This is a genomic window from Streptomyces sp. NPDC002602 (assembly GCF_042889445.1).
Taxonomy (GTDB): Bacteria; Actinomycetota; Actinomycetes; order Streptomycetales; family Streptomycetaceae; genus Streptomyces.
Window position 1 is genome coordinate 1 of record NZ_JBIAQX010000034.1, and the last position, 26,693, is coordinate 26,693.

Below are 26,693 nucleotides of genomic sequence, written 5' to 3' on the forward strand. Positions count from 1 at the left end.
GCGATCTGGGCCGCCAGGCCCGGCCGGTCCCGCGCTCCAACGCGGGGCCGGCCGAAGATGAAGAAGCCACCGGCGGCCGAAGAAGCGGCGTGATGCCGCAGTGCCCCGAGCCGGACTCGAACCGGCGAGATCCCAAACGCAATCCCGGGGCGCAAGCACCTTTTCCACCGGATCGCCGATGGGCGTAGGCAGGTGCTCCACCTCCCAGGCGTGCCACGGTGCCCGGACCCCTCGCCCCGATCTGTCCCGGGACCCTTCGTCCGGACACGAGGCCAGGACGCCACCCGCCAGCCCAACTAGTTGAGTGGCGTGCGGGTCGATTAACCCACCTCTGCCAGCGGGTGTCAACACAACTAGCTGAGTACAAGCGGTTTGGATTTCTGACCTGCGGAAACACCCCTACAACACACCCGTGCGCGGCCCCAGCTTCCGATACTCAACTAGCTATGTCATGCTTGGCCGCCAACGAGGGACACCGACGAATCGAAAGGAGCGGGGGGCCGTGGCCAAGAAGGAGCCGGGGAAGATCGAGCGGATTGCTGCTGATCTGCGGGCGAAGATCGAGAACGGGAAGTACCCGCCCGGCGGCAAGCTGCCCAGCGTGTCCGAACTGCAGGCCGCTGAGGGGATCGCCTTCCAGACCGCCCGGGACGTCTTCCGGTCGCTGGAGCGGGACGGGCTGATCGTCACGCGGCAGGGGAAGGGCTCGTTCGTCACCCCGTTCATCGGCAAGATCACTCGTGACGGAACCGGGCGCTACCAGCCCGCAGCACGTTCCGAGGGCGGCGCCCGCGGCGCCTTCGAGGCGGAACTGAACCGGCTCGGGCTGGTCTACAAGCGGACCCCCACCGACATCGGCCGCGCTCGGCCGCCCCGCGACGTCGCCGACGCCTTCGACCTGCACCACTCCGCGAAGGCGATCTACCGGACGCGAGCCATGAAGGCCGGGCGAGACAGCACCGACACCGACGAGGGCTTCGTCGTCCAGCTCGCGACCTCCTGGTTCCCCGTCGACATCGCTGGCGGGACGCCGATCGAGCAGCAGGACACCGGCGAGGGCGGCAGCAAGAACCGCCTGGCGGACCTCGGCTTCGCTCAGCGCCGCATCCGCGAGTCCATCGAGGTTCGGTTCCCGACCTCGGAGGAGGCGGAGGCCCTGAGCATCCCGGAGGACCGGCAGGTGTACGAGCTGGTCCACCACGCCTCGACGGCGGAGGGCCGCGTCGTGGAAGTCGCCGTGCACGTCATGCCCGCGAACATCTGGCGGTTCTCGTACACCTGGGAGCTGGACGCCGACTGACGTCCTGCCCGATCACTCACCCACACAACGAAGGAGAGCGACATGCCCAGCAACACCATCGGCACCGACGGGACGATCATTCGGGACGCCCGGAGCCGGTACACGCAGCGGGCGGAGCACGGTGCCCACGGGGCATTCGAGGCTGAGACCAAGCGCGCCGGCGGTAGCCCTCGCGCAGAGATCGACGTGGCTCGCGGCTCGGCTCCCGACGAGATCCGCGCCTACCTCGGCGACACCGAGGCGGAGGTCGTCATCAGGCGTCGTCGCATGTTCGACGGCGACCGTCTGGTCCAGCTCTGCGACACCTACATCCCGGCCTTCGTCGCGGAGGCCGCGCCCGACGTGGCCCAGCTCGACACCGGCGTGGGCGGGATCATCTCGCGGATGGCCGACGCCGGGCTGGCTCAGGCGGAGGTCGTCGAGGACGTCACCCAGGAGCCCGCCAGCACCGAGCAGGCCGACGCCCTCGGGGTGGAGCCCGGCTCGCTGCTGCTGACCATCACCCACGTCGGTCGCACCGAGGACGGCCGGACCGTCGAGGTGTCCAAGCACACCCTCGGCCCCGGCTGGACGCTGCGCTACGGCGTCCCCCTGAACTGATCTGACCAGGCCGGATGGGCGAGGAGGACTTCATGAGTCACGACACCTCAGCGGGCGAGCACCTGCGGCAGGCCCTGGAGCTGGTGGCGCTCGGCGTGCCCGTGCTGCCGCTCCGCGAGGGCAAGGGTCCGTTCGGGAACTGCGCCGCGTGCGCCAAGAACTCGTGCGGCGGCAGGCCCAACATGAAGTCAGCCGGCGCCTGCTCGTGCCCGCGGCCGTGCCACGGCTGGGCCGCCGCCTCGACCTCCGCCGACGTCGTGACGTCGGCGGCCTGGGCGGCGGCCTGGCAGCGGGCCGGGGCTGTCGGCTACCACCCGGGCGGCACGGGAGTGACCGTGGTCGACCTCGACAACGCCGACGCGGTGGCATGGGCCCGCGAGACCCTGCCCGCCACCCGGACCGTGGTCACGACGCGGGGCCAGCACTGGATCTACCTGGGCACGATGCAGTCCGCCAACGGCGTGCGCCCCGGCGTCGACATCAAGTCGCTCATGGCGTACGCCCGCTGGCTCGGGCCCGGCGAAGGCCGGATGATCCGGCTGCCCGAGACGGTAACCACCCTCCCCCGCTACGTGGTGCCAGCGGGGGCGATCGCGTCTTCGCCTATGCCTCGGGCCTCGTGGACTCGGGCGGTCGCCGCCGGGTGCCGTCACACCGAGCGGTACGTCCGGACCGGCCTCGACAAGGGCGTCGCCATGGTCACCGGCCACCGCGAGCAGGGCGCCGCGAGCCAAGCGTTCGGCGTCGCGCGGTTCCTCGGCTCGCTCCACCAGCAGTGCCCCGGGCCGTGCGGCCTGGAGGCTCTGGGTGGGGAGATCGTGGCGGCGGCCGTCGCCGTCGGGGTCCCCGAGCCGTACGCCGTGCGGGCCGTCGATCGTGGCTTCGCCGAAGCGGGCATCCCGGTGCCCTCGACACAAATGGCCTGAGCTGCGTAAACACGCTCAGCTAGGGTCAACCCACATCAGAAAAGCGAGTGGCCCGGCAGGTGGTTGCACACCTAAACCGGGCCGACTCTGGAAGCTTTCGAGCTGGGCCTGTTTCTCGACCCTCCCGCCTTCCTAGCTAGTCACCACTGTACGACACGGTGACCAGGCAGAGGAGACGGAAACAGGCTCAGCTCCCAAGAACGGAGCACCCGTGAGCCACCCGTCCGACGACGGTCACCCGACCGACACCATTCCCGCCGTACCCCAGCCGCGGGCTGAGGTTCGCGAGCGCGTCGTCATCGACGTCACCGACGAGCCGACCGGGGTCACCGAGGTGACCCGGGCGCTCCAGTCGGGCGCGATTGCGGACGTGTACCTGCGGGGCCGGCGGCCCGTGTGGATCGGCGAGGGGAACGACGGCCCCTTCATCGAGGAGATCTCGAAGGACGGCCTGACCCTCGCCCTGCACGAGCACGCCGAAGTCTTCAAGATGCGGAAGACCGGGCCCGCCCCGGTGCTTCTGCCTACGCGAGTCGCGGCCGTAGTGCTGGCCCGCAACAACTGGAAGCTGCCCGCGCTCAAGGGGATCACCTCCGTTCCCCTGCTCAGCCCCGACGGTCGACTGCACCTCCGAGAGGGCTACAACCCGGCCACCGGCTGGTTCTACTCGCCCCGCATCCGCATCAAGGACGTTCCCGAGAACCCGACCCAGGAGCAAATCTCCGACGCCCAAGAGCTGATCGTGGGCCGGATGCTGGGTGACTTCCCGTGGATGGCCGCCAGCGACCTCGCGCAGTTCGTCGGCTCCCTGTTCATCCCCCTGCTCCGCTCGATGATCCCGGACCCCACCCCCCTGTGGTGCATCACAGCGACGAACCCGGGCTCGGGCAAGTCGCTGCTCTCGCGGATCATGGGTGATCTCTTCGGGCTGAAGACGGCCTCTTGGGGCTCCGACAACGGCGAGCAGCGGAAGGTCATCACCTCCGTGCTGATGGAGTCCGGCCACCCCGTCACCGTCTTCGACAACGTGCCCTCCGGCCACACCCTGCGCTTCCCCGTGATGTCGGAGCTGATCACCTCACAGATCTGGGGTGACCGCGTCCTCGGCAAGTCCGAGATGGCGAACATCCCGAACAACATGCTGTGGGTCGCCAACGGCAACAACCTCACCGTCGGCGACGACCTGGCCCGGCGCACCATCTGGGTCCGCCTCAACCCGGAGGTCCGACCCGACACCCGCGACCCCGCCGCCTTCGCGGCCGGCGACCTCAACGAGTGGCTCCAGCTCCACACCGCCGAAGTCCTCCATGCGCTCCTCACCCTGCTTTGCGGCTGGGTGTCGGCCGGGATGCCGAAGTCCAGCCACCACATGGCGTCCTTCGGTGCCTGGCCCCGGACCCTGGGCGGCATCCTCAACTGGATGTGCCTCCCCGGTTGGCTGGACGACCGCGAAGAGCAGATGGAGGACGCCGACGAGGACTCCATGGAGTGGGCCGCCTTCCTCTCCGTATGGCGCGACGAGCTGGGCACGAAGGAGTACACGTCCCAGAACCTGGTCGACTTCGCCTTCGCCTCCGCTACCGGGATGAGCGCCGCATCCTCGCTCAGCAAGGTGATGCCGACCAACGGCGACAAGATCCCGAACTCGAAGCAGCTCGGGAAGTGGTTGCGGGCGCGGCAGGGACGGTTCTTCAGCGGCTACCGCATCCTCGCCCGACGCGACGCCCGGCAGAAGATCAACTACTGGCGGGTGGAAGGCCCCCCGTCCGAGCAGTAGCCACTCCTCGGCACCGACCAAGGCCCGCACGGACACTCCGTGCGGGCCTTCGTCGTATGTCCTGCGCGGAGTGCGGTGCAACCACTACCCGCACTGCCCGCACTACCCGTACTACCCGCAAAGTGCCAGCTCAGCGGCCTGCGGGTAGTCGTTGACCCTCTACCCGCAACGGGTAGTCGCCCCCCGCTCTACCCGCACTGTCCGCCACGGGGTAGTGCGGGTAGTTGCGGGTAGTGCGATCTTGCCATCTGATCACTACCCGCAACCGCTCTGGCCTGCGGTTATGCGGGTAGTACGGGTAGTGCGGGTAGTTCTTTTAACTCTGTTGTTTCTGTTGCTATAGAGCACTACTGGTTCCGGGGAGGAAGAAGCCACCCCGCGCGGGTAGTGCACTGCCCGCGCGGTCTGGCGTCGACCGCGGGGCGTGGCTTCTTCATCCACGAACGACCTGCTGGGCACGACGGCCTGAGCTGCCGGTGTGCTGGCATGCCAGCGTGCCCGCAGGCTGACACGCTGGCCCGTGGGCGGGTTGGCGTGTTGGCCCGCGAGCATGCCTGCCGCGCTGGCAAGCTGACGTGCTGACGGGGTCCCGACGAGTACGGACAGAGGCGACGCCATGGCCAGGCGCACGGTCGTGATCAACAACCGGGGCGGGGTGGGCAAGAGCGACGTGACGCTCCGGCTCGGCGCGGCGCTGGCGAAACGGGGCCGGCGGGTTGGGCTCCTCGACTTCGACCCGCAGGGCAACCTCTCGCGGCGGGCGGGCTGGACCTACAACGAGGACCAGCCGCAGATCACCGTGAGCGAGGCGGTCCAGGCCGACCGTGTCGGCACGATGGGCCAGGTGTGGACGCCGGTCCGCTGGGACGTCGAGTACGCCGCCCGGATGCGGCTGGCCCCGGCCTGGCTGGAGCTGGAGAACCGCTACGCGGAAGCCGGGCTCGCCGGCGCACACCTGCGCCTGGCCAAGTCCCTCCAGGGCGCCGACGACGACCTGGACGACGTCCTCATCGACTGCCCCCCGAGCCTGTTCCACCTGACGCAGATGGCGTTCGCGGCCGGGGACGGCGTGCTCCTGGTGACCCGCGCGGAGATCGACGCCATCCTCGGCGCCCGCCGGGTGCGGGAGTTCATCGCCGACAAGCGGGCCGCCCTGCACGCGGACGACCTGCGGATCGACGGGGTCGTCGTCAACGACTACGAGCAGGGGAAGCCGCGGCAGCGCCAGCAGCTCGCCAGCGTCCGCCGCATCTTCGGGGACCTGGTGTGGGAGCCGATCATCCACCGCCGGGAGATCATGGCGAACGCCTCGAACGACCACGTCCCGCTGGAGCAGGCCAAGGGCTCGCAGCTCCATGGGGCGGTCGCCGGGTTCGAGCTGCTCGCCGACACGTACGAGAAGAGGACCGCCGCCTGATGCCCCGCCACAATTTCGAGACCCCCGACGACGTCTCCGAGCCGCCGCTCACCCCGAACACCGGGGGCGTCACCGTCGGCGCCGATCTGCGCCGCCGGCGGAAGCAGAGCGGCGAGACGGACTGGCGGTCGTTCTCCAGCTACCTCCCCGACGACCTGCAGAAGTCGTTCCGCGCGGAATGCATCATGGCGGGCATCGAGGTCCGGCAGGGCCTGGAGCAGGCGGTCCGCACCTGGCTCCAGACCCGGAAGGCGAACCGCGCCGAAGCCGACGCGGCCTTCGACGAGTCGACACGCTGACACGCTGGCGGGCTGGCATGCTGGCACGCCAGCACGCGGGCCCGCCGCGCTGAACAGCACAAGAGCCCCGCACCGGCCGGTGCGGGGCTCTCGCGTCGTACGGCCTGGTCTCACACCCGGGCGGTCGTCTCTTGGGTCAGCGGGGCGAGAAGCCGCGCGAGCTCGTGGAACCCGTCGCGCAGGATCAGCTGATGGGCGGCGGGGAGCCGGGCCGTGCGGCCGTCCTCCAGCTCGACGTCCTGGTGCGCGTTCTCGTGCGTGAGCCGGACCGTGGCGGACCGGCCGCCCGCCAGCAGCAGCTCCGCCGACAGGGACCCGACCACCGGCAGGCCCTCCTCGAGGTTGCTGTCGACCAGTCCGGTGGTGCGGGCCTCCAGCTCGGCGGCCGGCACCGCGGCGGCCATGTGCTCCTGGACGTGGAGCGAGGCTCGGCGCAGCCGCTCCACGACGTCCTCGCCGTTGGAGAGCTGGTGGTCGTCGGGGGCGGCCTCGACCAGCCGGGCGAACGCGCACAGCGCGATGGCGAGCTGCCCGGCGGCCTCCCCGAGCGGCTCGGCCTGGTCGCGGGGGCCGGTGGCTGCGGGCATCAGCACGTCCAGGGCGTGCCGGGCGAGCTGGTGCACCTCCTGCGGGTCCAGCGGCGCGGGCGGCTGGAGCTGGCCGGACACGGCCTTGGTGACGTACGTCGTCATGGGGTCATCCCTTCTGCGGGGTGAGCAGAGCGTCGATCCAGTCGGGGAGCGGGGCCACGGGCACGTCCCGGGCGATCAGGTACGGCAGGCCGCCGACGATCGAGCCGGGACCGACGAGGTACCCGCCGCGGCGGCGGCCGGGCCCGCGCACGTCGATCCCGGGCCCGAGCCGGGTGCGCCCGCCGGAGGTGCTGCCGATGACGCAGTCCGCCGGCACCCGGAAGTACAGGTGCAGGCCCTGGTGCGGGGTCATCACGGTGAACGTCTCCGGCCAGTCGGCCAGGCCCCGGATGTCGAGCTGCGTCCGCAGGGTCTCGATGCCGTTCAGGGCCGGGCCGTCGGCCTGGTGGACGTCGAGGTCGAGGGCGACGACCCGCGAGGCCCGGCACCCGACGCCGATGTTCGCGCCGTCGGCGAGCAGCTGCACGAGCGCGGCCGGGTCGGTCGTCGCCTCCTCGTGCCAGCCGGGCGTGGGGACCCGGCCGCCGGCGGGCAGACGGAACAGGGCCAGGCCCCGGCCCGCCGCCCGCACGGCGGCCTCGAAGTCGGTCACGGTGCTCATGCCGCCTCGTCCTCGTCCTCGTAGCAGCAGCACTCGCCGTACGGGTCGCCGCCGCCACCGGCCCCGCACTCCTGGCAGCCGTATGGGTCGTCGTCCTCGTCGTAGTCGCCGGTCGCGGCCCGCATCTCCTCGTGCCGCCAGCCCGAGCATCCGTACTCGCAGCCGCAGCCCTTGGCGCACTCGGGGCACACCATCCCGTACGTCCAGCCGCAGTCACGGCACATGATCTGGTTGCGCGGGTCGTTCTGCTCCTGGCGGAGGTAGGCGACGGCCTCGGCGTACGTGTTGATGTCCATGTACTCCGACAGGTACCGCTCCAGGGTCTCCCGCTCGTCGGCGTCGGGGTGGTCCAGGAGCGCGATGGCGTCGGCGTGCTTGACGTCGTACAGGTCCTTGATGGTGGCGAGGGCCTTCTTGCGCGCGTGATCCTTCGGCATCTCAAGCTCTTTCTGGCGGCTCGCGGTGATCCCAGACTCACCGGCCGCTCAAGAGCGAGACCAGCGAAGGCGTAGCGTGGAGAGGGTGGCTCGGCGCGGAGCACCTTCGGTGTTGCTCGTCCGGTCTGGGCCAGACGAACCGGGCCACGAGCCGGGCCCACGGTCACCTCGGTGACCGCAGACCCGACTGTAGCGAACGGCACCGACACTCAGGGCGTGATCCGCAGGGACGTCACGCGATCGGAGTGGATGCGATGGGCTTTGCGGCCTGCGGGCGACTGCATGAGGGCGGTCGCGGAGTGCTCGATCATCGCCGCGTGCACGCTGACCGGGGCGGTGACCCGCACCGAGTAGCCCTGCCCGCGCCGGATCGTCTGCCCGGCGGCGAGCGCCTGGCGGACCGCGTCGTCGGCGACGTCGACCAGATGCTCGGCGACCAGGCCGGGCACGTCGACCACCGCGACCGGATCGGCGGGCGCCTGCTCCTGGCCGTCGGCGACGTCGTCCTGGTCGCCGCCGTCGAGCAACGACGACAGGTCGTCGGGCACGTCGCGGGCCCCGGCGGCATCGAGGACTCGGCGCACGGTCTTCGGGGCGATGTCGTACTGCCGGGCGAGGGCCTTCACGGCGGCGCCCTCGCGGAACGCCTCCACCAGCTCGACCACCTCGCCCTCGTCGAGCGCGGCCGGACGCCCGAGCGTCTTCCCGGCGGCCTCGGCCGCGGCGACACCTTCCTTGGTGTTCTCGCTGATCATGTCGCGCTGGAACTCCAGCACGGCCGCGAGCACGCTCACCATCATCTTGGTGCCCGGGTCGTCCGAGGCGAGATCGATCCCGGACAGCAGCCCCGACTCCACCCGCAGGTGCAGCCCGCGCCGGATCAGCACCGGCCGCAGGGCGATGATGTCCGCCACCGACCGGAACAGGCGGGCCGCGTCCGCGATCCGGATCGTGTCGCCGACGGCCGCCTCGTCGAGCAGCTTCTTGAAGCCGGTGCGGTACAGCGACAGGACGCGGCTGGAGGTCGCCGGGTCCTCGTAGGCCGGGGAGCCGGCGGCGAGCAGCGCCGCCAGGGCGTGCCGCTGCCGGGCATCGGTCTGCTTGTCCGTCGAGTGCCGCAGGTACAGGCGGTCGGCGCTCACTCGTCGTCCCCGTCGTCCTCGAACTCCGGGATGCCGGTGGTGTCCAGGCCCATGGGCGACACCGCGTTGTGCATCCGCTGTACGGCGGACGTCAGCGCGGCGGCCGCGGCCTCGGCGTCGCGCCGGGCGGCGACCAGCTCGGCCACCTTGGCGTCGGCGTCGCCGCCGTTGTCGATGCGGACCCGGCCGTGCTCGTAGGTGTACATCACCGGCCGGGTCGACTGCTGGACGGCCTGCTCCAGCATCCCGACCAGGTACGAGAGGTTGCCGACGGCGCTGTAGGCGTGGCCGGGGTAGGTCCAGTCCTGCCCGACGGCGCCGGAGACGTGGTTGAAGGTGCGGATGCCCTCGGCGGCGTCCGACAGGTGACGGGCGGGGTTGTTGTCGCTCATGTGGATCTCCTCGGTAGGGATGGGTCAGTGAAGGTGTGCGGCGATGATGTCGGAGACCTCGTCGCCGGTGAGGGTGAAGTTGGGGGCCGCCAGGAGCGCGGCGGCCACGGCGTTGACGGCGGGCCACTGCCCGGCGACCAGGTCGCGGGCCTCCTCGCTCACCTCCGACCAGGTCGCCCCCTGGTCGGGGTCGGCGGGCGCCTGGCCGTCCACGGTGATGGTGAAGCCGAGTTCGGCGGCGGCGCTGATCGCGGTGTCCCGGTCGTGGGCTGCGCAGGCGGTGCGGGCGGTGGCCTCGGTCAGCAGCCCGGCGGCCTGGAGGTGGTGCAGCTCGCCGTGCTCTCCGGCGGCGGCGATCAGGGCCAGGCCGTACGCGGAGACCGGCGCGTCCTCGTACGAGGTCGCCCCGGTCCACCCGGCGCCGGCCTCCCGTACGACCCGCATCACGCGGACGCGGGTGCACGGGACGTCGAGCACGGCGGCGACGACCGCGTGCGCGGCCTCGTGGTGGGCCAGGCCCGCCTGGATCTGGTCCAGGCTCAGCGGGCTGTCCACGAGGACCGGGTCGGTGCGGTGGTCGTCCAGGTGCGGCACGGCGGGCTCCTAGAGCGGGGTGAAGATGTCGTGGGCGGCGGTGAAGCCCTCGGCGAGCAGGGCCTTGGGCGTGGCCGCGAGCGCGAGGGAGTGCTGCCAGGCGAGGACGTCGTCGGGCACCCGCCGGTTGGCGGGCCGCTCGGCGTTGCGGGACCGGCAGGTGTCGAGGTGCGGCAGGAAGCGCAGGGCGACGACCGGGCGGCCGTGGCGGCGGGCCCGCTCGATCAGCTCGGCTCGGACGCGCACCTCGACGTTCGTGCTGTCGAGGTAGAGGGTCGTCCCCTCGCTCAGGTGCTTCTCCAGCAGGATGTTCTGCTCGATGACGGCGGCCGGGGTGAGCGCCTGGTCGCCCGCGTCGCCTCCGATCTGCTCGCGCAGGGAGTCGAGGCAGACCACGGTGACGATCCCGGCCTCGGCCGCGAACGTGCTCTTGCCCGAGGCGCCGGGGCCGACGGCGACCACGAGCGTGCCGGGCTCGATCGAGCGGAGCACGTCGGTGCCGGCCACCTCGCGGTCGTCGGTGGCGATCCACGCGTCCCGGCCGCCGTCGCGGGTGTGCCGCCAGTCCTGCCGGGTGCCGACGATCTGCTCGGCCCAGTCCATCGCCGCCTCGACGTCGCGGTCGAAGTTCTCCGCGAAGGTCTCGTGGCAGTCCAGGTACAGGCCGCCGCGGTGGAGCTGCCAGCCGAAGACGTCGCCGGTGAGATGCGCCGGGGCGAGGACGTAGCGCGGTAAGACCATGGGTTCCCCCTCGGTTCGGCCGGGCCGGGATGGCGTCGGCGTCCGTTCACCACTCTAGGGGGGCGAAAAGGGGGGGCGCAAGTACGGAACGGATTCCAATGGATCGCAGACCGTTCTAGGCCCGATTTTCACCCTTCTGGGTGACTTGTTGGATTGGATCGGCTCGCGGGGGCTAAAACGACCGTTTGCGCCCCCCGTCCGGAATGGATCACCCCCCGAGGCGCTGCCCGCGCTGCGGGCCGGTCGGCAGATTCCCGCCCGCCCGGCGGGAGCGGCCCGGGTCCGAGCCGTGCACCCCTGGCGCTCGGGCGCGGCCGGCGGGAGCCTCGACGGGAGGACCGGCGTCGGCGTGCCTGCCTGCTGGCGTGCCAGCACGCTCGCCCGCCAGCGATTCCATGGCGGCACCCCCTTGACCACCCCCTTGTCCGGCAGGTGGTCAAGGGGGTGGTGGCCGTGGTTCCGAAGGCGGCCGTGTCCTCGACCCCGGCCCGTCGGTTGGCAGGCCATGGACACGTGGGACGCGCTCAAGGCCGACATGCAGCTCGACACCGGCATCATCTGGGTCTGCCGGGCCTGCCCGGTCCAGGGCCGGTACGACCACGTCTCGCTGGACGCCGCCCGGCACGACGCCGCCGGGCACGCGGTGGGGTGGCACCGGGACACGATCGCGCTCACCGACATCGTGCTGCGGCTGATCTCCGAGGAGGAGAAGCAGGTGCGCAAGCTCGCCGCCCTCGACCTGCCCGGCGAGTCCGTCGCGCTCGTGCCGCCGATGGAGCCGCTGTACCAGGGCGGGCTGTCCCTGCTCCAGCAGCGGATCGTCTGCGACGCGGTCGGCTGCCCGGAGGACTCCCGGCACCGTCGGCGGCAACGCGAGGAGCTTGGACCCGTCGAAGATCGAGACGCGGCCTTGCAGGCGGCGCGCTCCCGGGCGTTCTCCGACCTCCGCGTGTGAGCGGACGTCCGGAGCTGCCCCGGGGGCACACGCGGGCACACAGCGATTCCCGCAGGTAGACGGGCCGCGCGGTGTCACCCGTGTGGCGTACGAGGCGCACCGCCGGGGACAGCCGTCCCCCAGGGGGACACGGGGCCGGCGGTCAGCTCCACCACCCGCGCCCGGAGGGCGCCCGCGGCTCGACACTTCCTCCCACCCTCTACTTCCCGCCCCGCCGGGGCCCGCGCGGTGGACCCGCCCCCGGCCCGGCCTGGACGAAGAGGCCACCGGCCGCCGGGTTTCCTCCACCGCCGCCCGGTGGCCCCGCCGGGGTGGCTTCTTCCCCCTCCATTGACCGGCGGCCGCCGAGCCCGAGACGCAAGCGCGTGAGCCTGCTATCTCGCGCGCGATGGGGCGGTCCCACAAGTCCCGCGAAGCACGCGACGGTAGCGCCGCCGGTCCGTACGGTCCGCCCCCATGACGACCACCAACGACTCCGCGAAGTCCCCCGCCCGCCGCCCGCGCCGCCGGGGCCGGCCCTCGCTGCTCACCCCGGCCGTGATGGACCTCCTCATCCGAGCGACCGCCGTGGGCCTGCCGATGACGCAGGCCGCCGACGCCGCCGGGGTCGGCCGCTCCACCTTCCTGCGTTGGATGAGCCGCGGCGAGGACGTCGTCGAGGACAAGCAGCACGGCCACCTCGACGTGAACTCCCCCGACCCGCACGCCGCGCTGTACGCCCGGGTCACCCGCGCCCGCGCCGCGTCGGCCGTCCGCGCCACCGGCCACATCGAGGAGGCAGCCCGCGGCGCCGTCGTCTCCGAGACGTACCGGACGTGGACCGACCCCATCACCGGCGAGCACCGCAGCGAGCGACGCATCCGCCGGCGGCCGGGCGACTGGCGGGCGTCGGCGTGGTTCCTCGACCGCCTCGACCCGAACCCGAAGTCGCTCGACGAGCTGCTCGACGAGGAGGACGCCCGGCAGCGCGCCCGCGAGGAGACGCCGATGGAACGCGCCCTCACCCCGCACCTCCAGGACCTCGCCGCCCGCCTCCAGCAGACGCTCGCGCAGTACGCGGAGAATCCCCCGGCCGCGCCCGGGGCGGAGTAGCTCGACGTCCTCCTGGTCCTCGATGTCGAGGGGCCGGTACGCGTACCCGTCGACCACGACCAGGGGAAGCCGAAGCCGACGTCGGCACCGGGTCGGGAACGGCTGTCGGACTCCAGGGGGTCCCGTACAGAAGTAGTCGGCGGCCCCGGCCCCCTTGACCCCGCAGGTGGGCGGTGGGTCCTGCCGGATGGCGAAGCGCCTTGCCAGACGCGCTGGGAAGCGCCCTGCCGGGTGTCCTGGCGGGCGCTCTGCGAAGCGCCCTGCGAGACGCCTGGGGGCAAGTTGTGCGGCAAGCCGTAGGGCCAGTTGTAGAGCCAGTTGTACGGCCAGTTGTAGAGCAGGTTGTAGGGCAACCTCCCGGCCCGCTGCACGGCCAACCCGGTCACACCTCATGCATTCCCGCCCGGCCCCGAACCGCCCGCCTCCGTCACCTTCGCCGAACTCCCCCGCGTGACACCTCTTGCAACTCCGCTCACCACCCCCGCCCGAACTCCCCACTCCCTCCTGCAGAACTCCCTTCGACTCCTCCACCCACCACTCCCGTCCTCCAGTCCCCCGTCCCGACCTGTACCTCTGGAAACTCCGAGACCACCCCCTCCTAGGGACGACGCGAGGGGGTGGTCTCGGAGATGGAAGAGTGTCCGTGCAGGTCGGGACGGGGGACTGGAGGACCCCCAGTCACACCTGGTTTTACAGGTGGTTTTACACCCCGCCTCGAACTCCGGCCGCCCTCGGCCGGAAACCCGAAGAGTGTCTTCACGGATAACTTGCTCGCCCCCGGTTCGGAGCACCTCGGGTGCAATACACCTCTGGCACTTCCGGCCCTGGGAGTTTCGTGGGGACGGAACTTCGGGCCGTGCCGGGCGGGCCCGTAGGGTTCCGGGATGACCACCAGCACGCCGCCCGAGCCGAACGAGAACGACGACCAGGAGCACGGCGACGTCGTCGCGAAGTACGAGACCGTGCGCGTGCGTGACCGCTTGGTGCAGCGCACGTGCGGGTGGTGCGCGGTCGTCCTGCGGTACGGCGGCGTCGGCCGGCCGCCCAAGTTCTGCTGCGATGACCACCGCAAGAGGTGGCATGAGCGGGAGAACGCGAAGAAGGCCCTGGGCCTCGACACGGCCGCGCCGGAGCCGGTCCGCGAGGTCATCGAGCGCACCGAGACCCGCGTCCGTACGGTCGTCCGCAAGGGCCCGACCGTGCTCCAGCCGGTGCCCGCGCGGCCCGACCCGCGCCAGGCCGACCTCCGTTTCCCGACGTCGTTCGACGACTGGCGCACCATGCTGGCCTACCTGCGCGCCGACGCCCCGGAGCTCCGCGAGCACCCCCGCGCGGCCGAACTGAGGATGCAGTTGCGGCGGCTGGCCACCGAGGACTTCCCCGGCGCGTTCGAGTCCTCCCCGCCCCGCACGGTCGACGGCTGGTACTCGCACCTGCGGGTGCTGCTCGACGAAGTCCGCGCCGGCGCTCACAGCGCGGAGGACCGCCGGGCGCTCGCGAGCGTGTTCACGACCGTCGCCGAACAGCTCCGTGACGGCCAGGCCGCGCCCGCACCGGTCCCCGCGCAGCCGACCGGCATCAGCCGGGCGGAGCGCCGCCGACGCGAGAGGGACGCCCGCAAGGGCCGCGGCTGAACCGAGCGACCGGCGGAGTTTCGTCCGGACGGAACGGAGTTGCAAGAGATGTCAGGCCGCCCTCGGTCTGACCCTGCGGAACGGGGAAGCTACCCTTCCGCACCAACTTGCTCCGCGTGCGAACGGGCTACGACCGTCGTACGCGACAACTTGCTCGGCCCCGGGTTCCGTTTGGGGTCCCCTTCGGAGTCCCGTTTCGGGTCCCGTACCGAGTCCCCTTTCAGGTCCCGTTTCAGGTCCTGTTCGACGTCGCCGCGCCCACGACAACCGCGCAGGTGGGAGCCGGTGAACAGGGGCCCGGAGCACGCCGACTACTTCCCCGGGGACCCCTTCGGCTCCCGCGCGATGCCCGGCCCGAGGACCCGCCGGCCTTTCTGGTCGGCCACCGCCTGGTGCTCGACGTCGTCCAGGAGCTGCCCCGCCTCGACGCGTTCGGCGGGCAGAAGCCGCGGCCCGGGTCCGTCCGGGGGCGTGGTCCTGGTGGTGCTCGGGCCGGTGCCGAGTCGTCGTCGTGCGGTGCTCATGGGAGCAGTCTCGCGCCTCCGGCACGCGCGCGTGTGCACCCTCGCGACCGGTCGCGACGGGGTCCCTCGTGTCGGCGCGGAGCGACGATACCTTGGTCCCCGCTCAAGATCTTTCGCGCGTCGCAGGGCGATGCGGAAGGCAATGCACATGGTGTGCGTCGGATCGCTGGGGCATGTCGGTGTGGCCGACGAATTGAAGAATGCCTAGGTGTGGTTCGTACTGTGCGTTGTAGCAAGGGCCGGTAATGCAAGAGGTGTGCCCGTATTGATCTTGCTGGAATGCCTGAGCTGTGACCGTTCTGGCTGTGCGCGAGGACGGGGCGTCGGTCGTACGCGGGATGCCGTCGGGCCGTGATGCATAGGTGTGGGCGACCGTCGGTGCAGCGCGTCTTATGGGGCGGCGCGTCCGTCGTCGTCGTCGTGCTCCTGGTCCTCCTCGCCGTACGTCATCTCGGTGACGTACCGGCGGCGCGCAAGACGTACCGGTCGACCGCGGCCGGGCTCAGCCGACGTGACCACGGGGGCGGTGTCGTCCGGCGCGGACGGCGGCCGACCACGACGATGCCCGACCGCGCCGGGCGATGCCGACCGGAGCGGGGGCCTGGGGGCCGGCGAAGGCCACCAGCGGCCACCGGCGGTCAGTCACGGCGACGGCGCCGCCGCATGTTCACGACGGTCGCCTCGTCCATCCGCCGGACCGCCGCCTCGACGCGCTCGAGCACCGCGTGCAGCTGCTCGTCGGTGACGTCGCCGCCGGCGTTCCGCGTACGGGCGAGCTGGTTGAGGTTGTTGCCGATCCGGGTCAGCGCGGTCCGCGCCTCCAGCAGCTCGCGCAGCTCGTCGCGGGTCGTCGCCGGGATCGGCGTCAGGGTGCCCATGGCGACCGCCACGACGGTGCGCGCGGCGTACCCGGCCGGGGTGAGCCGGGCGAGCGTGGCACCGGCCTGGACGGCTGCCATCTCGTCGTCACCGAGGCGCAGGGAGACACGGTGCTCGCGCGGCTCGTCGGTGCGGCGCGTGCGCCGCCTGGTCTCGCCGAACACCCGCTGCTTGCGCACGCCGCCCCCTCGAAAACCCCCGGTCCGTCCCCGGACCAACCGACAGCCGCTGACCGGCCGTCGGGCGCATACGGTAACCGTATGCACTATCTTGCTGCCCCCATCTACCGCCCGGCCGCCGACGTACGGGTGCGTCCCACCGGGCGTGGGCGACGCCGGGCCGAAGGCCCGTAACAGGCGTGGGCGAAGCCCTCGTCATTGCTCTCCCCCCGGAACGCAGAAAGGCCCCCGGCCCGCCTCGGGAGGAGACGGGCCGGGGGCCTCGGTGGTGGTGCGCGTCGGTGCTACGCGGCCTCGATCCGCCACTCCCACGGTTCGCCGGAGTCGGCGGCGCGGGTGGCGGCCTCGGCCAGGGCGTGGGCGACGGCCGACTCCTTCGCCCGCACGAAGCGGTGGCGCGCGAGCTTGAGCAGCAGCGCGGAGACCTCGGCGGCCTGCGAGGGCGTCATCGTGCCGCCCTCGCCGGGGTTGGACAGCAGCAGCACGACCGGGCCGCGCTCGTCGTACAGCAGGCAGCCCTCGGCGTACCCGGCCAGGCTCGTCAGCGACTTCAGCGTGTGCCGGTCCTCGCCGAAGAAGTCGCTGCCGTGGGAGGTGACGACGTGCGCCTCGGCGTCGTTGATGGCGTGCTTGCGGGTCATCGCGGCGGCTCCACGGTCACGGTGGCGGGCTGCGTGTACGCGGGCGCCGGCGGCCGGGCCGCGGTGCCGTCGGCGTTGGCCGTGCCGATCCAGTACGCGGCGAGCAGGGCGACCGCGGTGAGGGCCCAGCGCCGGGCCCGCGCCCGCAGGAACGGCGCGGCCGAAGCCGGTGCGGCGGGCGCGAGGGTGACGGTCCACTGGGTGGGCTCGTTCGGTAACGACATCTCGGTCTCCGTGTTCGGCGGCGGTCAGATCAGGGCGGTCAGGAGCGCGGCGGCCAGGGCCACGAGGGCGACGGCGGTGATGTCGCCCGCCAGGCGCAGGCCCGCGTACTTGCGGCGGGCGATCTGGGAGAGCAGGACGACGTGGGCCGCGCGGTCGGCCGGCGCATCGAGGTCGGCGAGCAGCTCGTCGGTGGTGCACAGCGACCAGTAGAGGAACGAGCCGCGGGGGTGTCCGGTCAGGCGCGGCCGTACGACGATCAGCACGACGAGCATGGCGGCGACCAGGCCGACGGTGCCGGCGCCGACGAACACGGCGGACAGGCCCGGTAACGGCTTGCCGGGCACGGCGGCCACGAGCGCGGCCAGCGGCAGCGAGAACGCGGTGAGCAGGACGCCGGACTTGGCGTCGGTCCGGCTGATCTCCGCGAGCACCGTGGCGGTGGCGGCGTCCAGGCGGGTGTCGATGTCCTTGGGCATGAGCGTGTCCTTCCGGGTCAGCGGACGTCGTTGCGGTTCTTGGCGAACAGGCCCTTGGTGGTGCTGGAGACCGTGGTGCTCTCCTGGCGGACCGAGCCGGTGTAGTGGTTGTGGACCTCCCTCGGCGCGGTCGCCGCCTTGGCGCGGCCCACGGCCTTCAGGAGCGATCCGGCGGCGAGGACCAGGGCGACGGGTCCGGTGGCGCCGATGGCGAGGGTGACCGGGTCGACCTGCCCGAGCGTGTAGAGCACGAGCGACGCGGCGCCGCCGACGGACAGGGCCGCGACGCTGCCGGAGAGCATCAGGGCGCTGGCGTCCGTGGCGCGCTGGGACATCGGCGTGCGGCCGGGCTGGGCGACCGGCGGGGTCGGCCCGTAGGCCGGCGGCTTGGTCTCGTCGCGGTACGAGGTGGGCACCTCGTACGGCGGCGCGTACGCCTCGGTGATGAGCTGGCGGGCGCGGGCGTCGGCCTCGTCGGCGCTGAGCGGGGCGGCGTTGCGGTCGTAGTCCACTGGGTGCTCCTTCGTCGGTGGCACTGCGGGGGAAGGGCCGGGCTCGGGAGGCGGAATCTCCCGGGCCCGGCGTGCTGGCTGGCTAGCGTGCTGACGTGCTGGCCTGCGGGCGTGCTGGCATGCCCGCAGGGTCTGCTGTGTGCTGCTGTGCGGGGTCAGTCCGCGGGGATGGGGACGATGAGCTGGGTCCCGTCGGGGCGGGCGAGCTGGCCCTTGGCGCGCATGCTGCTGACGGTGGTGAGCACGGAGCCGCGGCGGACCTGGCGGCCGCGGTCGGCGTTGAGCGCGGCGACGAGATCGACGATGGCCAGTCCGTCCGCCGGCAGCACCGCGAGGATGCGCTGGGCGGTCGACATCGTGGCGGTGTCGGGCTCGGGCTCCGGCTCGGGGCCCGCTCCCACGGTGCCCTCCTCGGGGCCTCCACCGGCCGTCTGACGCTCCTTCGCCGTCATGTGGGCCTCCAGGTCGATCGTCTCGCCGGGAGGGGCGTGGTCGCCGTACAGGTCGAGGATCACCGGGTCGAAGCCCTTGCACGGCTCGATGCTCCCGACGACGTAGGTGCGGGCCATGCTCGTGGGGCGGATTCCGGTGAGGTGGTAGAGCATCCCCTGCGAGTTCACGTCGTCCTCGTCGTCGGCCCGCTGCTCGTTGTAGCGGCGAATCCGGCGGACCTGCCCGACGACCTTGGGGATCGGCTGGAGGGACTCGCCGCGGGGGAGGAGGCCGTCGCTGACGAGCTGCTGCATCATGGCGCTGGACCAGCGCAACAGGATGACTTCGCCTTCCTTGAGCATGCCTCGGAGGGTGTCGCTGCCCCCGAGTTCGTCCAGGTGCCCGGCCTGTGCGGCGATGATGATGCCGACGCCCACCGACCGGCCCGTCCTGCCCAGTTCCTTGATGAGCAGGGCGGCTTCCTCGCGGAACGGGGCGCCCTTTTCGAGCAACCTGTTCGCTTCGTCGACGATCCCGTACATCAGCGGGTCCGGGTCGTCCTTGACGAAGCCGGAGCGGCCCAGCTCCGCGTACGCGTCCATACGGCGCTCGGCCTCGGCGACCAGGCCCCGCAGCATCAGGATCGTCTCGTACTGCGTGGTGACCCGGGTGGCCACGTTGCCCTTGGCCTCGGGCACCGACTGGCCGTGCTTGAGGTCGGCGAGGTGGACGACGATGCCGGACGCCTTGCAGGCGACCAGGATCGCCTGGACGAGCCTGGACTTCCCGGCGCCGGTCGTCCCGAAGACGGCCCCGCGCTGGGCGTTGCCGGTCTTGGGGTCGAACAACCTGAATCGGAGCGGTGATCCGTCGAAGTACGTGCCGAGCGTGATCCGCCCGCGCCTGTCCAGCACCAGGTCCTCGACGCTCACCGGCCGGACGCCCATCAGCGGGTTCGAGGGGTAGACCCTGACGATCGCCTCGCGGCCGACACCCTGCTCGAAGATGACGCGGCTGTAGTCCTCGACCTTCAGCAGGTCGCACAGCGCCTCGTGGTCGTACCTTTTGACCCCGCCCGGCGGGGTCTTCAGCACGTACTCGCGTACATCGAGCATTAGGTCAGCTCCTTGTGGACTTCGTACGTGTTGGCCTCGATCAGCTCGACGCCCGGCATCGCGCTGGCGGCGATCTCCGCCCACACCTCCGCGTCGCTGTCGCCCGGTCCCACCCCGGCCTCGGCCACCGGGCGCTGCCCGAGGACCAGGAGGCGGACGCCGGCGCCACGGCCGGGCACCGGGCCGATGTCGATCAGGTCCTCCGGGAGGTCCAGCTCGGCGGACAGGCCGGGCTTGGAGATGTCGGGCACGGGCTGCCCGCGCTTCTGGGCGCCGATGACCAGCGCCAGGCACTGCTCGCTCACCTGCTGGTGCTGCAGAAGCACGGTGCCGGGGGCGACGCCGCCCTCGATGGCGAACCGCTCGCCCCACCAACGGGCCTGCGGGCTGTCGTAGGTGGGGGCCACCGGTTCGACCGGCGCTTCCTCGACCTTCTCGGCTTCGGCGAGCGCCTGGGCCAGGGCCTCGTCGGTGAACTCACGGGCCGTGAGCCCCGGGCGCAGGAGCCAGGTGGCTCCGGTCCACAGCGCCACAGCCGCGGCCTGCACGAAAAAGGACACCGGCCCGTCGGGGGCCAGGCGCTCGCCGACGAGCAGCGCCGCGCAGCCCGCATGCGGGGCGGCGTAGATCGAGATGGCCGTCCAGCGCACCGAGGCGGGAGCGCGCAGGACCTTGGAGCTCCCCGCCAGGCCGACGCCGGCGGCGGCAAGGGCGGCGAGGGTTCCGGGGAGGGTGACGGCGTCGTTGCCCAGTCCCCCGGTGAGGACGACGGCTCCGGCGACGGTGGCGGCTCGGCCGACCGTCGCACGCACGCGAGCGAGCATGGGGAAGTACCTCCAGAAACGGGCGGGGCGGCCGGGCCACGAAGGCTCCGGCCGCCCCGTACGGGGGAGAGGGTCAGCGGTTGCTGTAGTACGTGCGGTCGGTGGGCTTGCCCGCCATCAGCTCGGCCACGGGCCCGTAGTCGGCCTCGTGGCCCTCCTTGGCCGCCCTGAAGTCGGCGGCCATCTCGGCGGCCTCGTTCGCGAGCGACTCCGCGTCGGCCAGGACGCCGCGCATCACCCCGGCCGCGTCGCGGTGGGCGTTGACCACCTCGCCCTCGACCCACAGGGTGCTGGCCGTGTCGGCGAGCATGTCCACCGACCGGGCGCAGTCCTCGACGTAGTTGTACGCGCCGCGCACCGCCTCGCTCAGCGCGAACATGGCGAGCGAGGCCATGCCCAGCTTGGCGGTGGCGACCGTGTACGTGATGCCGTCGGAGACCAGCTCGACGACCTTCGAGCCGACTCGTGCGAGATCCATTCCCATGGCTACTCCTTGTGGTACGAGGCGTCGGCGGGTGCGGTGTGGCCCATGTCGCGGACCTTGTCGGCGGCCGGCTTGTCGAAGGCGGCGGCGAGCTGCCCGGCGTGGGCGATGGCCTCGGCGGCCCGGGGCAGACCCCCGGCGACCGCCTGCGCCTTGGACTCCACGACCCCGGCCCGCTCGATCAGCCGGGTGCACCAGCCGACGAAGACGCCGGGCACCGACTTGGCGATCAGCTCGGCGCGCATCTCCTCGATCGCGCCAGCCAGGCGGTCGCACCGGTCGGCGACGAGCCGGGCGTGCTCGGCGCCCGCCATGATCTCCTCGGCCTGGTCCTCGTCCGCCTCGATGACGTCGTAGACGGTGAGGTCGGAGTCGGTGAACTGGGTGTCCCGTACGGGTGCAGGCGATCCCATGGGCGGCGCCCCTTTCCGTGGTCCTGGCACCCCGCCGGACGGCGCGGGCGGTGCTGCGGGTCCTCCTGATCCCCCCGGGAAGCAGTCGCCGCCGACCAGTTCCCTCAGCTTCGGCTTGGGCTTGGGCTTCGGCTTGGGCTCCTGGTCGAGCCGGTCGAGCGTCACGGAGTACGTGGCGTTCATCCCGGGCGGCGGCCTGAGCCACGCACCGTCCGACTGCGGGGCCTGCGGGGGCGGGGGCTGCTGGCTGCGGTTGCTGCGGGAACGCGACCCGGGCCTCGAGCCGGTCGGGCCGGGCGGCGGCTGCTTGGCCTTCTTCTTGCGCCCGACCTTCGGCGGTTTCGTGGGCCGGGGCGGCACGGTGGTCGTCGGCCCCGGCGGCGGAGCTGTCGGACGTGGCGGCGCCGTAGGCCGCGGCGGTGGCGGGGGCGCGGTCGGCGGTGTCGACGTGGGAGCCGTCGGCTTCCTGAGGTTGACCTTCGGGCGCTTCTTGAGGCTGACCCTCGGCGGCGCCGGGGGTGTGGCCGGCGGGGCCGTCGAAGGAGCCTTCGGGGCCTTCGTCAGGCTGACCTTGGGCCCGGCCGGAGCGGCCGATGGCTTCTTCGGAGCCTTCGTCAGGCTGACCTTGGGACCGGCCGGGGCGGCCGACGCCTTCTTCTTGGCCCGGGTCAGTACCGGCGAGGCCAGGCTCTTGCGCCGCTTCTCCAGCCGCCTCCCGGCCCCTTCCGCCAGCGACTGCCCGAGGGTCGTACGGGCCTCGGCCTCGACCTTCCGCTGCTTCCTGGCCTTGTCCTTGGCCTTGGCCCGGTCCTTGAGGCGGCGATTGCGGATCTTGTCCTTCACCGCCTGCCCGCTGTCCCGGCTGCGGTTGCGCCTCTCCCGGTCGGCGTCCTGGTCCTTCGCCCGGGTCTCCAGCCGTGCCGACTGCCGGTCCGCCTTGCGCTGGGCCTTCGCGCCCTGCCGGGCCGCGGCCCGCTCCTGGCGGCCCCGGGCCCGCTCCATGGACGGGCTGGAGGGGCTGGAGCTGGGCGACTTGCCGCCGCTGGGGCTCTTGAGTCCTTTGCCGGAGCCGTCCTTGCCCTTGCCGCCCCCGGTGGACCCGGACGGGCCGCTCTTTCCGGAGCTGCCCTTCCCGCCGGCCCCCGACGAGCCGGTGCCCGCCGACGTCTTGCCGCCCGACCCCGGCTTCCCGAGGCCGGTCGACCCGCTGCCGGTCGACGTCTTGCCGCTCCCGGCGGACCCGCCCTTACCCGGGCCGCCCTTGCCGTGGCCGGTGGAGCCGCTGCCCGTGGAGCCGGACTTCGTGCCGCGTCCGCCTCCGGCGCCGGCGCCCTTGCTGCCGCCCGACGATCCGCCGCCACCGCCCTTGGAGCCGCCGCCCTTCGAGCCGCCGTCGGTCAGCGACTTGAGGCGACCCTTGGCGCGGGCCTTCTCCGCGTCGCCGCCGATCTGCGCCAGGGCGGCCTCGTGCTCAGCACGGTTCTTGACCTTCTCGGCCTTCGCCTTCGCGGTCGCCTGCCGTACGGGGGCCAGGTCCTGAAACTGCTGGCGGCGGTCGGCGAGCCAGCCGGTCATGCCGCGCAGGGCCGCGACCGCGGTGCCGATGGCGAGGACCATCGCGGCCCGGCCCGATCCCCTGACCCCTCCGGCGACGCCACCGGACTGGAGCGCGGCCGGAACCTGCGGCGAAGCCGCGCCGGGCACCGCGGGGACGGGCGGCGGCGGGACCGCCGGCGCGGGAAGGACCAGCGCCGGGTGAGCCAGCCCCGCCGGGGCGGGTGCCGCAGCCGGACCCGCAACGGGGCCCGGGGACACGGGCGGCGCCGCCGGGGGCGAGGGCGTCGCAGCCGGGGGCGGTGGCGGAGGAGGCGGTGGAGGGGGCGCCACGGTCCCCGCCGGACGGATCGGGATCACCTGGCCGCCGCCGCCGTTGTTGTTGCCGTTGCTCATCGAATTCTCCCGGAAGAGGGTTGACAGACGGTGACCGCCTCGCGTACGCGCGCACGTGCCCGTGCGCCCGTGTGCCCGTGCCTCCGCATTACGCGAGGGCGAGGCGCTCACCGCCTGGATTGACCGGTGGATTGATTGACCCGGTGGTCACTGCTCGTAGCGGGAGACCCAGTTCGCGATGCTCCGGGAGAGGTCGTTCCACACGTCCTCATCCCCGGCCTTCTCGCGGGTCGCGGCGACCGCGCGGGCTCGCTCCATCCACGACTCGGCCAGGCCGCGCGGACCGCGTACGGCCCGCTCGGCCTGGCGCTGCTCGAAGTGCGCCCGGCGGTTGGCCGCCTGACGCTCGGCCTTGGTCTGCGCAGCCACCGTCAGGCCCCCTTCCGCAGCCCGTCGAAGACGTCACCGAACTCGTCGCGCTGCGTCGGGACCCCGCTGGCGGGCGCCGACTCGATCGCCTCGGGCTGCCCGGACTTGGCCAGCTCCTTGCGCCGGCGCTTCGCCTCGCGCTTCTGCGGCAGCTCCTCGTACGACTTCTGGAGCCGGGCGTTGAAGCTGATCAGGTCGCTGATCACCTGCTCGACGTCGTCGGCGGCCTTGAACAGCGGCTTGCCGACGTGCCAGGCCCGGAGCTTGGCCTGACCGGGCCAGTCGCCCTCGATGGACTCCATCTCCTTCAGCTCCGCCTCCATCTCGCGGGCCAGGCGCCGCAGGTCGTCGGCCAGCGGAAGGAGCTGCGCCCGGCGCTGCTCCAGGTGGATGGCCCGGGTCACGGGCGACAGGAGGTGATCGGAAGTCCACTTCTCGGCGGAACTCATGTGTTTCTCCCCTACCGTTGTGGTCGTGACCAGGGCGATATCCGCGTCCTGGTCGTGGTGACTGCTTCCGGCAGTCGCGACGAAGGCCAGCCCGTCTGCTTCGGGCTGGCCTTCATCGGTGGTGCCGGCGGGCGGGTCACGCCTCGGTGCGCGAGGCGGCCTCCGGGTCGAAGCCGCGGGCCGGGTCGTACCCGGCCTCGATCAGCGCGATGGCGTCGGCCTTGGTGGTCGACGCGGTGCTGCCGGAGGTGACGCCGATCGCCGTGGCGACCTCGTCGAGCGTGACGTCCTCCGGGGACTTCGCCAGGATCATCCGGGCGACGATCCGCACCCGGCGCTGGCGCGGGGTGAAGTTCGCGGCGTCTTCGGCCTCGACCGCGCGGCGGGTGATCGCGGCCGTCTGGAACCGGGCTTCGGCCGCTCGCTTCGTCGCTTCGGCCGCTCCGGCTTCGGCTTCGGCCGCTCGGTGAATCCCTTCGAGCGCCTTCGCCTTGTCCGTCTCCGTCTTCGCCAGCGCGGCCATCTTCTCCGCGTTGGCTTCGGCCGCTCGCGCGTCGGCTTCGACCGCTCGGGCCGTCGCTTCGGCTGCTCGACGCTTGGCTTCGGCCGCTTCCTCGGACTCGACCGCGTCGCTCAGCGCGGTCGCCGCCCGAGCTTGCGCGTCGGCCCGCGCCTCCGCCTCCGCGACCGCCCCGCGGGCCTGGGCCCCGGCGACACCCTCGGTGGCGCTCAGGTCGGCCGTCAGGCTCGCCATCTCCTTGCGGTGCGCCAGGCGCTCCTTCTCCGCCTGGTGCTCGGCCCGCTCCCGCTCCAGCTCCAGGTCGCGGCCCCGCTTCTCGGCCTCCTGCTGGCGGCGCAGCTCCTCGCGCGCCATCCGGTCCGGCAGCGCCAGCGCCTCGTCCACGGTCAGCCCGTACGGCGCGAGCTTCTTGGGGAGCCGGGCGAGTGCTTCCTCGCTGCCCTCCTCCAGCCCGGCCTTGGCGATCTCCGCCTTGTACTCGGTCCAGGCGTCGAAGATGGCCCGCTCCCGCTGGCGGGTGACGACCTCGCTGTACGGGAGGTCCCAGATCTTCATCACCTTGAAGATGCTCCAGGTCGTGCGCCCGGCCAGGACCCAGCGGTGGCCGGGGATGGTGTCGTGGTCGGCGGGGAGCGCGGCCTGGTGGACCAGGATGCGGCGCCCAGCCTCGACCCCGATGACGAACAGGACCGGCATCAGCCCGTGGGACAGGGCCTTGTCGATGTGGTCCTTGATCGCGCCGAATGCGGCGGCGTTGAAGTACACGCTGGCCACCGTCATGACGTGCGCGAGGAACCGCAGCAGGGGCCACGACGTACGGATCGTCGCCATGAACAGGTCCAGGATCAGGCAGGTGACGATCGCGACGTCCACGCCGATCGCGAAGAACTTCCCGTCGTCCACGGAGAACCCGAAGACCGTGTGCCCGGCCTTGCTGAGGTTCCCGAAGGAGAGGTAGAAGCCGATCGCGCCCATGACGCAGCCGCCAACGACCGCGGCGATGCCCAGGGCAATCTTCACCTTGCGGCTGACGTCCGGCGTGCCGGTCGGCGCGTCCTCCTCCAAAGTGCCCGAAGCCTCGGCCGGAGTGGCCGAAGGGATCGGGCGAGTGCCCGAAGCGGCCTCGCGGAAGGTGGGGACCGGGTCGGGCTCGTAGGGCGCCGGCACCTTCGCGGGCGGCTCGATCGTGGTGGTCATGCTCTCTCCATCCGAAGCGGTGCGGGGGCGGGTCCGGAGCGGCCGAAGCAGCTCCGGACCCGGGTGGCCAATGATCAGGTGCAGCTCGGACATGTCTGCGAGGGCGGGCCGGAGAACCAGTTGCCGCACTGGCTGCACTGCCAGTCGCCCGCCGCGAGACGGGCCAGGAAGCGGACCGCCCGCCGGGCCGTCCTCATCCCGTGCACCGGCAGCGCCAGAACTCGCAGATCGGGCAGCGGTCGTTCCCGCCGGCCTTCAGCAGCCGGTCCGACGTCGTCCACACCGAGCCGACCGCGAAGGGCTGCCCGTCCTCGCGCCGCGTGTCGCGGACGACGACGGCGAACCGGGCGCTCTGGCGGTGCAGCAGCTCCCGGGCCCGCGCGGGGTCCGTCACCAGCTCCAAGACCTTGAAGGCCCCGTCGACGTTCTCGTAGATCGCGCCCTCGGTGCGGGGGCCGATCACCTGGGCGAGGGTCGGCGTCGTCATCGCACGGCCCCCGTCCCGATCGCCGCGAGCTCAGCGCACAGCCGCTCCAGCGGCCCGTCCTGCGGGTCCATCGCCATCTCCCGGCGGACCCGCGCGGAGCGGTAGTGGGCGTAGACCCGGCGCCGGGCGAACACCGACAGCAGCCCCGCCGCGTTGCGGATCTCGTTGCCGCGCAGCAGGTACTGCCAGACCATCAGCCACACGTCCTGGGCGAGGTCCTCGGCGTACGCGGCCCGGTCCTCCAGGCGGAGCGTGCGGGCGACGATGCCCAGCACCCTGACGTGCTGGTTCGCGTAGATCTCAGCGAGGTCAGCAGCCAGGGCCTCGTCATGGGTAACGTTCTTCACGGGTCGCACCTCCATGCGATCTGGGCCGCCAGGCCCGGCCGGTCCCGCGCTCCAACGCGGGGCCGGCCGAAGATGAAGAAGCCACCGGCGGCCGAAGAAGCGGCGTGATG

The 26,693-nt window shown here is 72.2% G+C and carries 31 protein-coding genes; 9 read left to right on the forward strand and 22 right to left on the reverse strand.

What is annotated here, in order from left to right; all coding sequences use genetic code 11:
• Nucleotides 1-502 precede the first annotated feature (502 nt).
• The 6 genes from ACFYW3_RS38475 (at nucleotide 503) to ACFYW3_RS38500 (ending at nucleotide 6,319) form a co-directional block, all read left to right on the forward strand.
• Nucleotides 503-1,300, forward strand: coding sequence for a GntR family transcriptional regulator (locus ACFYW3_RS38475; RefSeq protein WP_351595628.1), 798 nt, complete (start codon nucleotides 503-505; stop codon nucleotides 1,298-1,300).
• Nucleotides 1,301-1,342: 42 nt separating this feature from the next.
• The gene (locus ACFYW3_RS38480; protein ID WP_351595625.1) at nucleotides 1,343-1,900 is read left to right on the forward strand and encodes a UTRA domain-containing protein; all 558 of its coding nucleotides are present in this window, start codon (nucleotides 1,343-1,345) and stop codon (nucleotides 1,898-1,900) included.
• A gap of 32 nt (nucleotides 1,901-1,932) precedes the next feature.
• Nucleotides 1,933-2,826 (forward strand): bifunctional DNA primase/polymerase, encoded by an 894-nt coding sequence (locus ACFYW3_RS38485; RefSeq protein WP_389388947.1) that lies wholly within the window; start codon nucleotides 1,933-1,935, stop codon nucleotides 2,824-2,826.
• A gap of 211 nt (nucleotides 2,827-3,037) precedes the next feature.
• Entirely contained in the window at nucleotides 3,038-4,603 is a 1,566-nt protein-coding gene (locus ACFYW3_RS38490; protein ID WP_351595695.1) for a hypothetical protein, read from the forward strand.
• 616 nt (nucleotides 4,604-5,219) lie between these two features.
• Nucleotides 5,220-6,020, forward strand: coding sequence for a ParA family protein (locus ACFYW3_RS38495; protein ID WP_389388948.1), 801 nt, complete (start codon nucleotides 5,220-5,222; stop codon nucleotides 6,018-6,020).
• Nucleotides 6,020-6,319 carry a hypothetical protein gene (locus tag ACFYW3_RS38500; RefSeq protein WP_351595689.1) on the forward strand — a complete coding sequence of 100 codons (300 nt, stop codon included), beginning with the start codon at nucleotides 6,020-6,022 and terminating at the stop codon, nucleotides 6,317-6,319. Before ACFYW3_RS38495 ends, ACFYW3_RS38500 begins: the two co-directional genes overlap by 1 nt.
• Before the next feature lie 110 nt (nucleotides 6,320-6,429).
• Here ACFYW3_RS38500 and ACFYW3_RS38505 read toward each other — a convergent pair whose 3' ends face one another.
• The 7 genes from ACFYW3_RS38505 to ACFYW3_RS38535 all read right to left on the reverse strand — a co-directional run bounded on the left by ACFYW3_RS38505 (nucleotide 6,430) and on the right by ACFYW3_RS38535 (nucleotide 10,879).
• Complete coding sequence (locus ACFYW3_RS38505) at nucleotides 6,430-7,011, reverse strand: hypothetical protein (protein WP_389388949.1); 582 nt, start codon at nucleotides 7,009-7,011, stop codon at nucleotides 6,430-6,432.
• 4 nt (nucleotides 7,012-7,015) lie between these two features.
• Nucleotides 7,016-7,573 (reverse strand): bifunctional DNA primase/polymerase, encoded by a 558-nt coding sequence (locus ACFYW3_RS38510; protein WP_389388950.1) that lies wholly within the window; start codon nucleotides 7,571-7,573, stop codon nucleotides 7,016-7,018.
• Nucleotides 7,570-8,010, reverse strand: a complete 441-nt coding sequence (locus tag ACFYW3_RS38515; protein WP_389388951.1) for a hypothetical protein — start codon at nucleotides 8,008-8,010, stop codon at nucleotides 7,570-7,572. The genes ACFYW3_RS38510 and ACFYW3_RS38515 overlap by 4 nt, the downstream gene beginning before the upstream one ends.
• Before the next feature lie 209 nt (nucleotides 8,011-8,219).
• Entirely contained in the window at nucleotides 8,220-9,152 is a 933-nt protein-coding gene (locus ACFYW3_RS38520; RefSeq protein WP_389388952.1) for a recombinase family protein, read from the reverse strand.
• Nucleotides 9,149-9,544: a hypothetical protein gene (locus tag ACFYW3_RS38525; protein WP_389388953.1), complete on the reverse strand. Its 396-nt coding sequence runs from the start codon at nucleotides 9,542-9,544 to the stop codon at nucleotides 9,149-9,151. The genes ACFYW3_RS38520 and ACFYW3_RS38525 overlap by 4 nt, the downstream gene beginning before the upstream one ends.
• A 24-nt stretch (nucleotides 9,545-9,568) precedes the next feature.
• Nucleotides 9,569-10,138 carry a hypothetical protein gene (locus tag ACFYW3_RS38530; protein WP_389388954.1) on the reverse strand — a complete coding sequence of 190 codons (570 nt, stop codon included), beginning with the start codon at nucleotides 10,136-10,138 and terminating at the stop codon, nucleotides 9,569-9,571.
• Nucleotides 10,139-10,147: 9 nt separating this feature from the next.
• Nucleotides 10,148-10,879 carry an AAA family ATPase gene (locus tag ACFYW3_RS38535; RefSeq protein ID WP_389388955.1) on the reverse strand — a complete coding sequence of 244 codons (732 nt, stop codon included), beginning with the start codon at nucleotides 10,877-10,879 and terminating at the stop codon, nucleotides 10,148-10,150.
• Nucleotides 10,880-11,384: 505 nt separating this feature from the next.
• Between ACFYW3_RS38535 and ACFYW3_RS38540 the strand changes: the two genes are divergently transcribed.
• From ACFYW3_RS38540 to ACFYW3_RS38550, 3 genes are all read left to right on the forward strand, one after another.
• Nucleotides 11,385-11,834, forward strand: coding sequence for a hypothetical protein (locus tag ACFYW3_RS38540; RefSeq protein ID WP_200737890.1), 450 nt, complete (start codon nucleotides 11,385-11,387; stop codon nucleotides 11,832-11,834).
• Between the two features lie 456 nt (nucleotides 11,835-12,290).
• Entirely contained in the window at nucleotides 12,291-12,926 is a 636-nt protein-coding gene (locus tag ACFYW3_RS38545; protein ID WP_389388956.1) for a hypothetical protein, read from the forward strand.
• 884 nt (nucleotides 12,927-13,810) lie between these two features.
• On the forward strand, nucleotides 13,811-14,560 hold the full coding sequence (locus ACFYW3_RS38550) for a hypothetical protein (RefSeq protein WP_389388957.1): 750 nt from the start codon (nucleotides 13,811-13,813) through the stop codon (nucleotides 14,558-14,560).
• A 311-nt stretch (nucleotides 14,561-14,871) separates the two neighbouring features.
• Here the strand turns inward: ACFYW3_RS38550 and ACFYW3_RS38555 are convergent, their stop codons facing one another.
• The 15 genes from ACFYW3_RS38555 to ACFYW3_RS38625 all read right to left on the reverse strand — a co-directional run bounded on the left by ACFYW3_RS38555 (nucleotide 14,872) and on the right by ACFYW3_RS38625 (nucleotide 26,583).
• Nucleotides 14,872-15,084 carry a hypothetical protein gene (locus ACFYW3_RS38555; RefSeq protein WP_200737893.1) on the reverse strand — a complete coding sequence of 71 codons (213 nt, stop codon included), beginning with the start codon at nucleotides 15,082-15,084 and terminating at the stop codon, nucleotides 14,872-14,874.
• 638 nt (nucleotides 15,085-15,722) lie between these two features.
• The gene (locus tag ACFYW3_RS38560; protein ID WP_200737894.1) at nucleotides 15,723-16,142 is read right to left on the reverse strand and encodes a plasmid mobilization protein; all 420 of its coding nucleotides are present in this window, start codon (nucleotides 16,140-16,142) and stop codon (nucleotides 15,723-15,725) included.
• 284 nt (nucleotides 16,143-16,426) lie between these two features.
• On the reverse strand, nucleotides 16,427-16,783 hold the full coding sequence (locus ACFYW3_RS38565; protein WP_389388958.1) for a hypothetical protein: 357 nt from the start codon (nucleotides 16,781-16,783) through the stop codon (nucleotides 16,427-16,429).
• Entirely contained in the window at nucleotides 16,780-17,007 is a 228-nt protein-coding gene (locus ACFYW3_RS38570) for a hypothetical protein (protein WP_351595656.1), read from the reverse strand. The genes ACFYW3_RS38565 and ACFYW3_RS38570 overlap by 4 nt, the downstream gene beginning before the upstream one ends.
• Before the next feature lie 24 nt (nucleotides 17,008-17,031).
• Nucleotides 17,032-17,484 (reverse strand): Pycsar system effector family protein, encoded by a 453-nt coding sequence (locus ACFYW3_RS38575; RefSeq protein WP_200737897.1) that lies wholly within the window; start codon nucleotides 17,482-17,484, stop codon nucleotides 17,032-17,034.
• Between the two features lie 17 nt (nucleotides 17,485-17,501).
• Nucleotides 17,502-17,996 carry a hypothetical protein gene (locus ACFYW3_RS38580; protein ID WP_389388959.1) on the reverse strand — a complete coding sequence of 165 codons (495 nt, stop codon included), beginning with the start codon at nucleotides 17,994-17,996 and terminating at the stop codon, nucleotides 17,502-17,504.
• Between the two features lie 155 nt (nucleotides 17,997-18,151).
• Nucleotides 18,152-19,543 carry a transfer protein gene (locus tag ACFYW3_RS38585; protein WP_389388960.1) on the reverse strand — a complete coding sequence of 464 codons (1,392 nt, stop codon included), beginning with the start codon at nucleotides 19,541-19,543 and terminating at the stop codon, nucleotides 18,152-18,154.
• A complete protein-coding gene (locus ACFYW3_RS38590) occupies nucleotides 19,543-20,367 on the reverse strand; it encodes a hypothetical protein (protein ID WP_389388961.1) in 825 nt (274 codons plus the stop codon). The genes ACFYW3_RS38585 and ACFYW3_RS38590 overlap by 1 nt, the downstream gene beginning before the upstream one ends.
• Nucleotides 20,368-20,440: 73 nt before the next feature.
• Complete coding sequence (locus ACFYW3_RS38595; RefSeq protein WP_389388962.1) at nucleotides 20,441-20,845, reverse strand: hypothetical protein; 405 nt, start codon at nucleotides 20,843-20,845, stop codon at nucleotides 20,441-20,443.
• 8 nt (nucleotides 20,846-20,853) lie between these two features.
• Nucleotides 20,854-22,968, reverse strand: a complete 2,115-nt coding sequence (locus tag ACFYW3_RS38600; protein ID WP_389388963.1) for a hypothetical protein — start codon at nucleotides 22,966-22,968, stop codon at nucleotides 20,854-20,856.
• 393 nt (nucleotides 22,969-23,361) lie between these two features.
• Nucleotides 23,362-23,583 (reverse strand): hypothetical protein, encoded by a 222-nt coding sequence (locus tag ACFYW3_RS38605; protein ID WP_200737906.1) that lies wholly within the window; start codon nucleotides 23,581-23,583, stop codon nucleotides 23,362-23,364.
• 2 nt (nucleotides 23,584-23,585) lie between these two features.
• Complete coding sequence (locus tag ACFYW3_RS38610; protein WP_200737907.1) at nucleotides 23,586-24,032, reverse strand: hypothetical protein; 447 nt, start codon at nucleotides 24,030-24,032, stop codon at nucleotides 23,586-23,588.
• 136 nt (nucleotides 24,033-24,168) lie between these two features.
• A complete protein-coding gene (locus ACFYW3_RS38615; RefSeq protein WP_389388964.1) occupies nucleotides 24,169-25,749 on the reverse strand; it encodes a DUF2637 domain-containing protein in 1,581 nt (526 codons plus the stop codon).
• Nucleotides 25,750-25,942: 193 nt separating this feature from the next.
• Nucleotides 25,943-26,236 carry a hypothetical protein gene (locus ACFYW3_RS38620; RefSeq protein WP_389388965.1) on the reverse strand — a complete coding sequence of 98 codons (294 nt, stop codon included), beginning with the start codon at nucleotides 26,234-26,236 and terminating at the stop codon, nucleotides 25,943-25,945.
• A complete protein-coding gene (locus tag ACFYW3_RS38625) occupies nucleotides 26,233-26,583 on the reverse strand; it encodes an RNA polymerase sigma factor (RefSeq protein WP_389388966.1) in 351 nt (116 codons plus the stop codon). The genes ACFYW3_RS38620 and ACFYW3_RS38625 overlap by 4 nt, the downstream gene beginning before the upstream one ends.
• Nucleotides 26,584-26,693: the final 110 nt, after the last annotated feature.

Excerpts from the sequence above, each read along its gene's own strand:
- ACFYW3_RS38480 (WP_351595625.1), top strand. The coding sequence starts at position 1,343 with ATGCCCAGCAACACCATCGGCACCGACGGGACGATCATTCGGGACGCC.
- ACFYW3_RS38485 (WP_389388947.1), top strand. The coding sequence starts at position 1,933 with ATGAGTCACGACACCTCAGCGGGCGAGCACCTGCGGCAGGCCCTGGAG.
- ACFYW3_RS38495 (WP_389388948.1), top strand. The coding sequence starts at position 5,220 with ATGGCCAGGCGCACGGTCGTGATCAACAACCGGGGCGGGGTGGGCAAG.
- ACFYW3_RS38500 (WP_351595689.1), top strand. The coding sequence starts at position 6,020 with ATGCCCCGCCACAATTTCGAGACCCCCGACGACGTCTCCGAGCCGCCG.
- ACFYW3_RS38505 (WP_389388949.1), bottom strand. The coding sequence starts at position 7,011 with ATGACGACGTACGTCACCAAGGCCGTGTCCGGCCAGCTCCAGCCGCCC.
- ACFYW3_RS38510 (WP_389388950.1), bottom strand. The coding sequence starts at position 7,573 with ATGAGCACCGTGACCGACTTCGAGGCCGCCGTGCGGGCGGCGGGCCGG.
- ACFYW3_RS38515 (WP_389388951.1), bottom strand. The coding sequence starts at position 8,010 with ATGCCGAAGGATCACGCGCGCAAGAAGGCCCTCGCCACCATCAAGGAC.
- ACFYW3_RS38525 (WP_389388953.1), bottom strand. The coding sequence starts at position 9,544 with ATGAGCGACAACAACCCCGCCCGTCACCTGTCGGACGCCGCCGAGGGC.
- ACFYW3_RS38535 (WP_389388955.1), bottom strand. The coding sequence starts at position 10,879 with ATGGTCTTACCGCGCTACGTCCTCGCCCCGGCGCATCTCACCGGCGAC.
- ACFYW3_RS38540 (WP_200737890.1), top strand. The coding sequence starts at position 11,385 with ATGGACACGTGGGACGCGCTCAAGGCCGACATGCAGCTCGACACCGGC.
- ACFYW3_RS38545 (WP_389388956.1), top strand. The coding sequence starts at position 12,291 with ATGACGACCACCAACGACTCCGCGAAGTCCCCCGCCCGCCGCCCGCGC.
- ACFYW3_RS38550 (WP_389388957.1), top strand. The coding sequence starts at position 13,811 with ATGACCACCAGCACGCCGCCCGAGCCGAACGAGAACGACGACCAGGAG.
- ACFYW3_RS38555 (WP_200737893.1), bottom strand. The coding sequence starts at position 15,084 with ATGAGCACCGCACGACGACGACTCGGCACCGGCCCGAGCACCACCAGG.
- ACFYW3_RS38565 (WP_389388958.1), bottom strand. The coding sequence starts at position 16,783 with ATGACCCGCAAGCACGCCATCAACGACGCCGAGGCGCACGTCGTCACC.
- ACFYW3_RS38570 (WP_351595656.1), bottom strand. The coding sequence starts at position 17,007 with ATGTCGTTACCGAACGAGCCCACCCAGTGGACCGTCACCCTCGCGCCC.
- ACFYW3_RS38575 (WP_200737897.1), bottom strand. The coding sequence starts at position 17,484 with ATGCCCAAGGACATCGACACCCGCCTGGACGCCGCCACCGCCACGGTG.
- ACFYW3_RS38585 (WP_389388960.1), bottom strand. The coding sequence starts at position 19,543 with ATGCTCGATGTACGCGAGTACGTGCTGAAGACCCCGCCGGGCGGGGTC.
- ACFYW3_RS38590 (WP_389388961.1), bottom strand. The coding sequence starts at position 20,367 with ATGCTCGCTCGCGTGCGTGCGACGGTCGGCCGAGCCGCCACCGTCGCC.
- ACFYW3_RS38595 (WP_389388962.1), bottom strand. The coding sequence starts at position 20,845 with ATGGATCTCGCACGAGTCGGCTCGAAGGTCGTCGAGCTGGTCTCCGAC.
- ACFYW3_RS38610 (WP_200737907.1), bottom strand. The coding sequence starts at position 24,032 with ATGAGTTCCGCCGAGAAGTGGACTTCCGATCACCTCCTGTCGCCCGTG.
- ACFYW3_RS38615 (WP_389388964.1), bottom strand. The coding sequence starts at position 25,749 with ATGACCACCACGATCGAGCCGCCCGCGAAGGTGCCGGCGCCCTACGAG.
- ACFYW3_RS38620 (WP_389388965.1), bottom strand. The coding sequence starts at position 26,236 with ATGACGACGCCGACCCTCGCCCAGGTGATCGGCCCCCGCACCGAGGGC.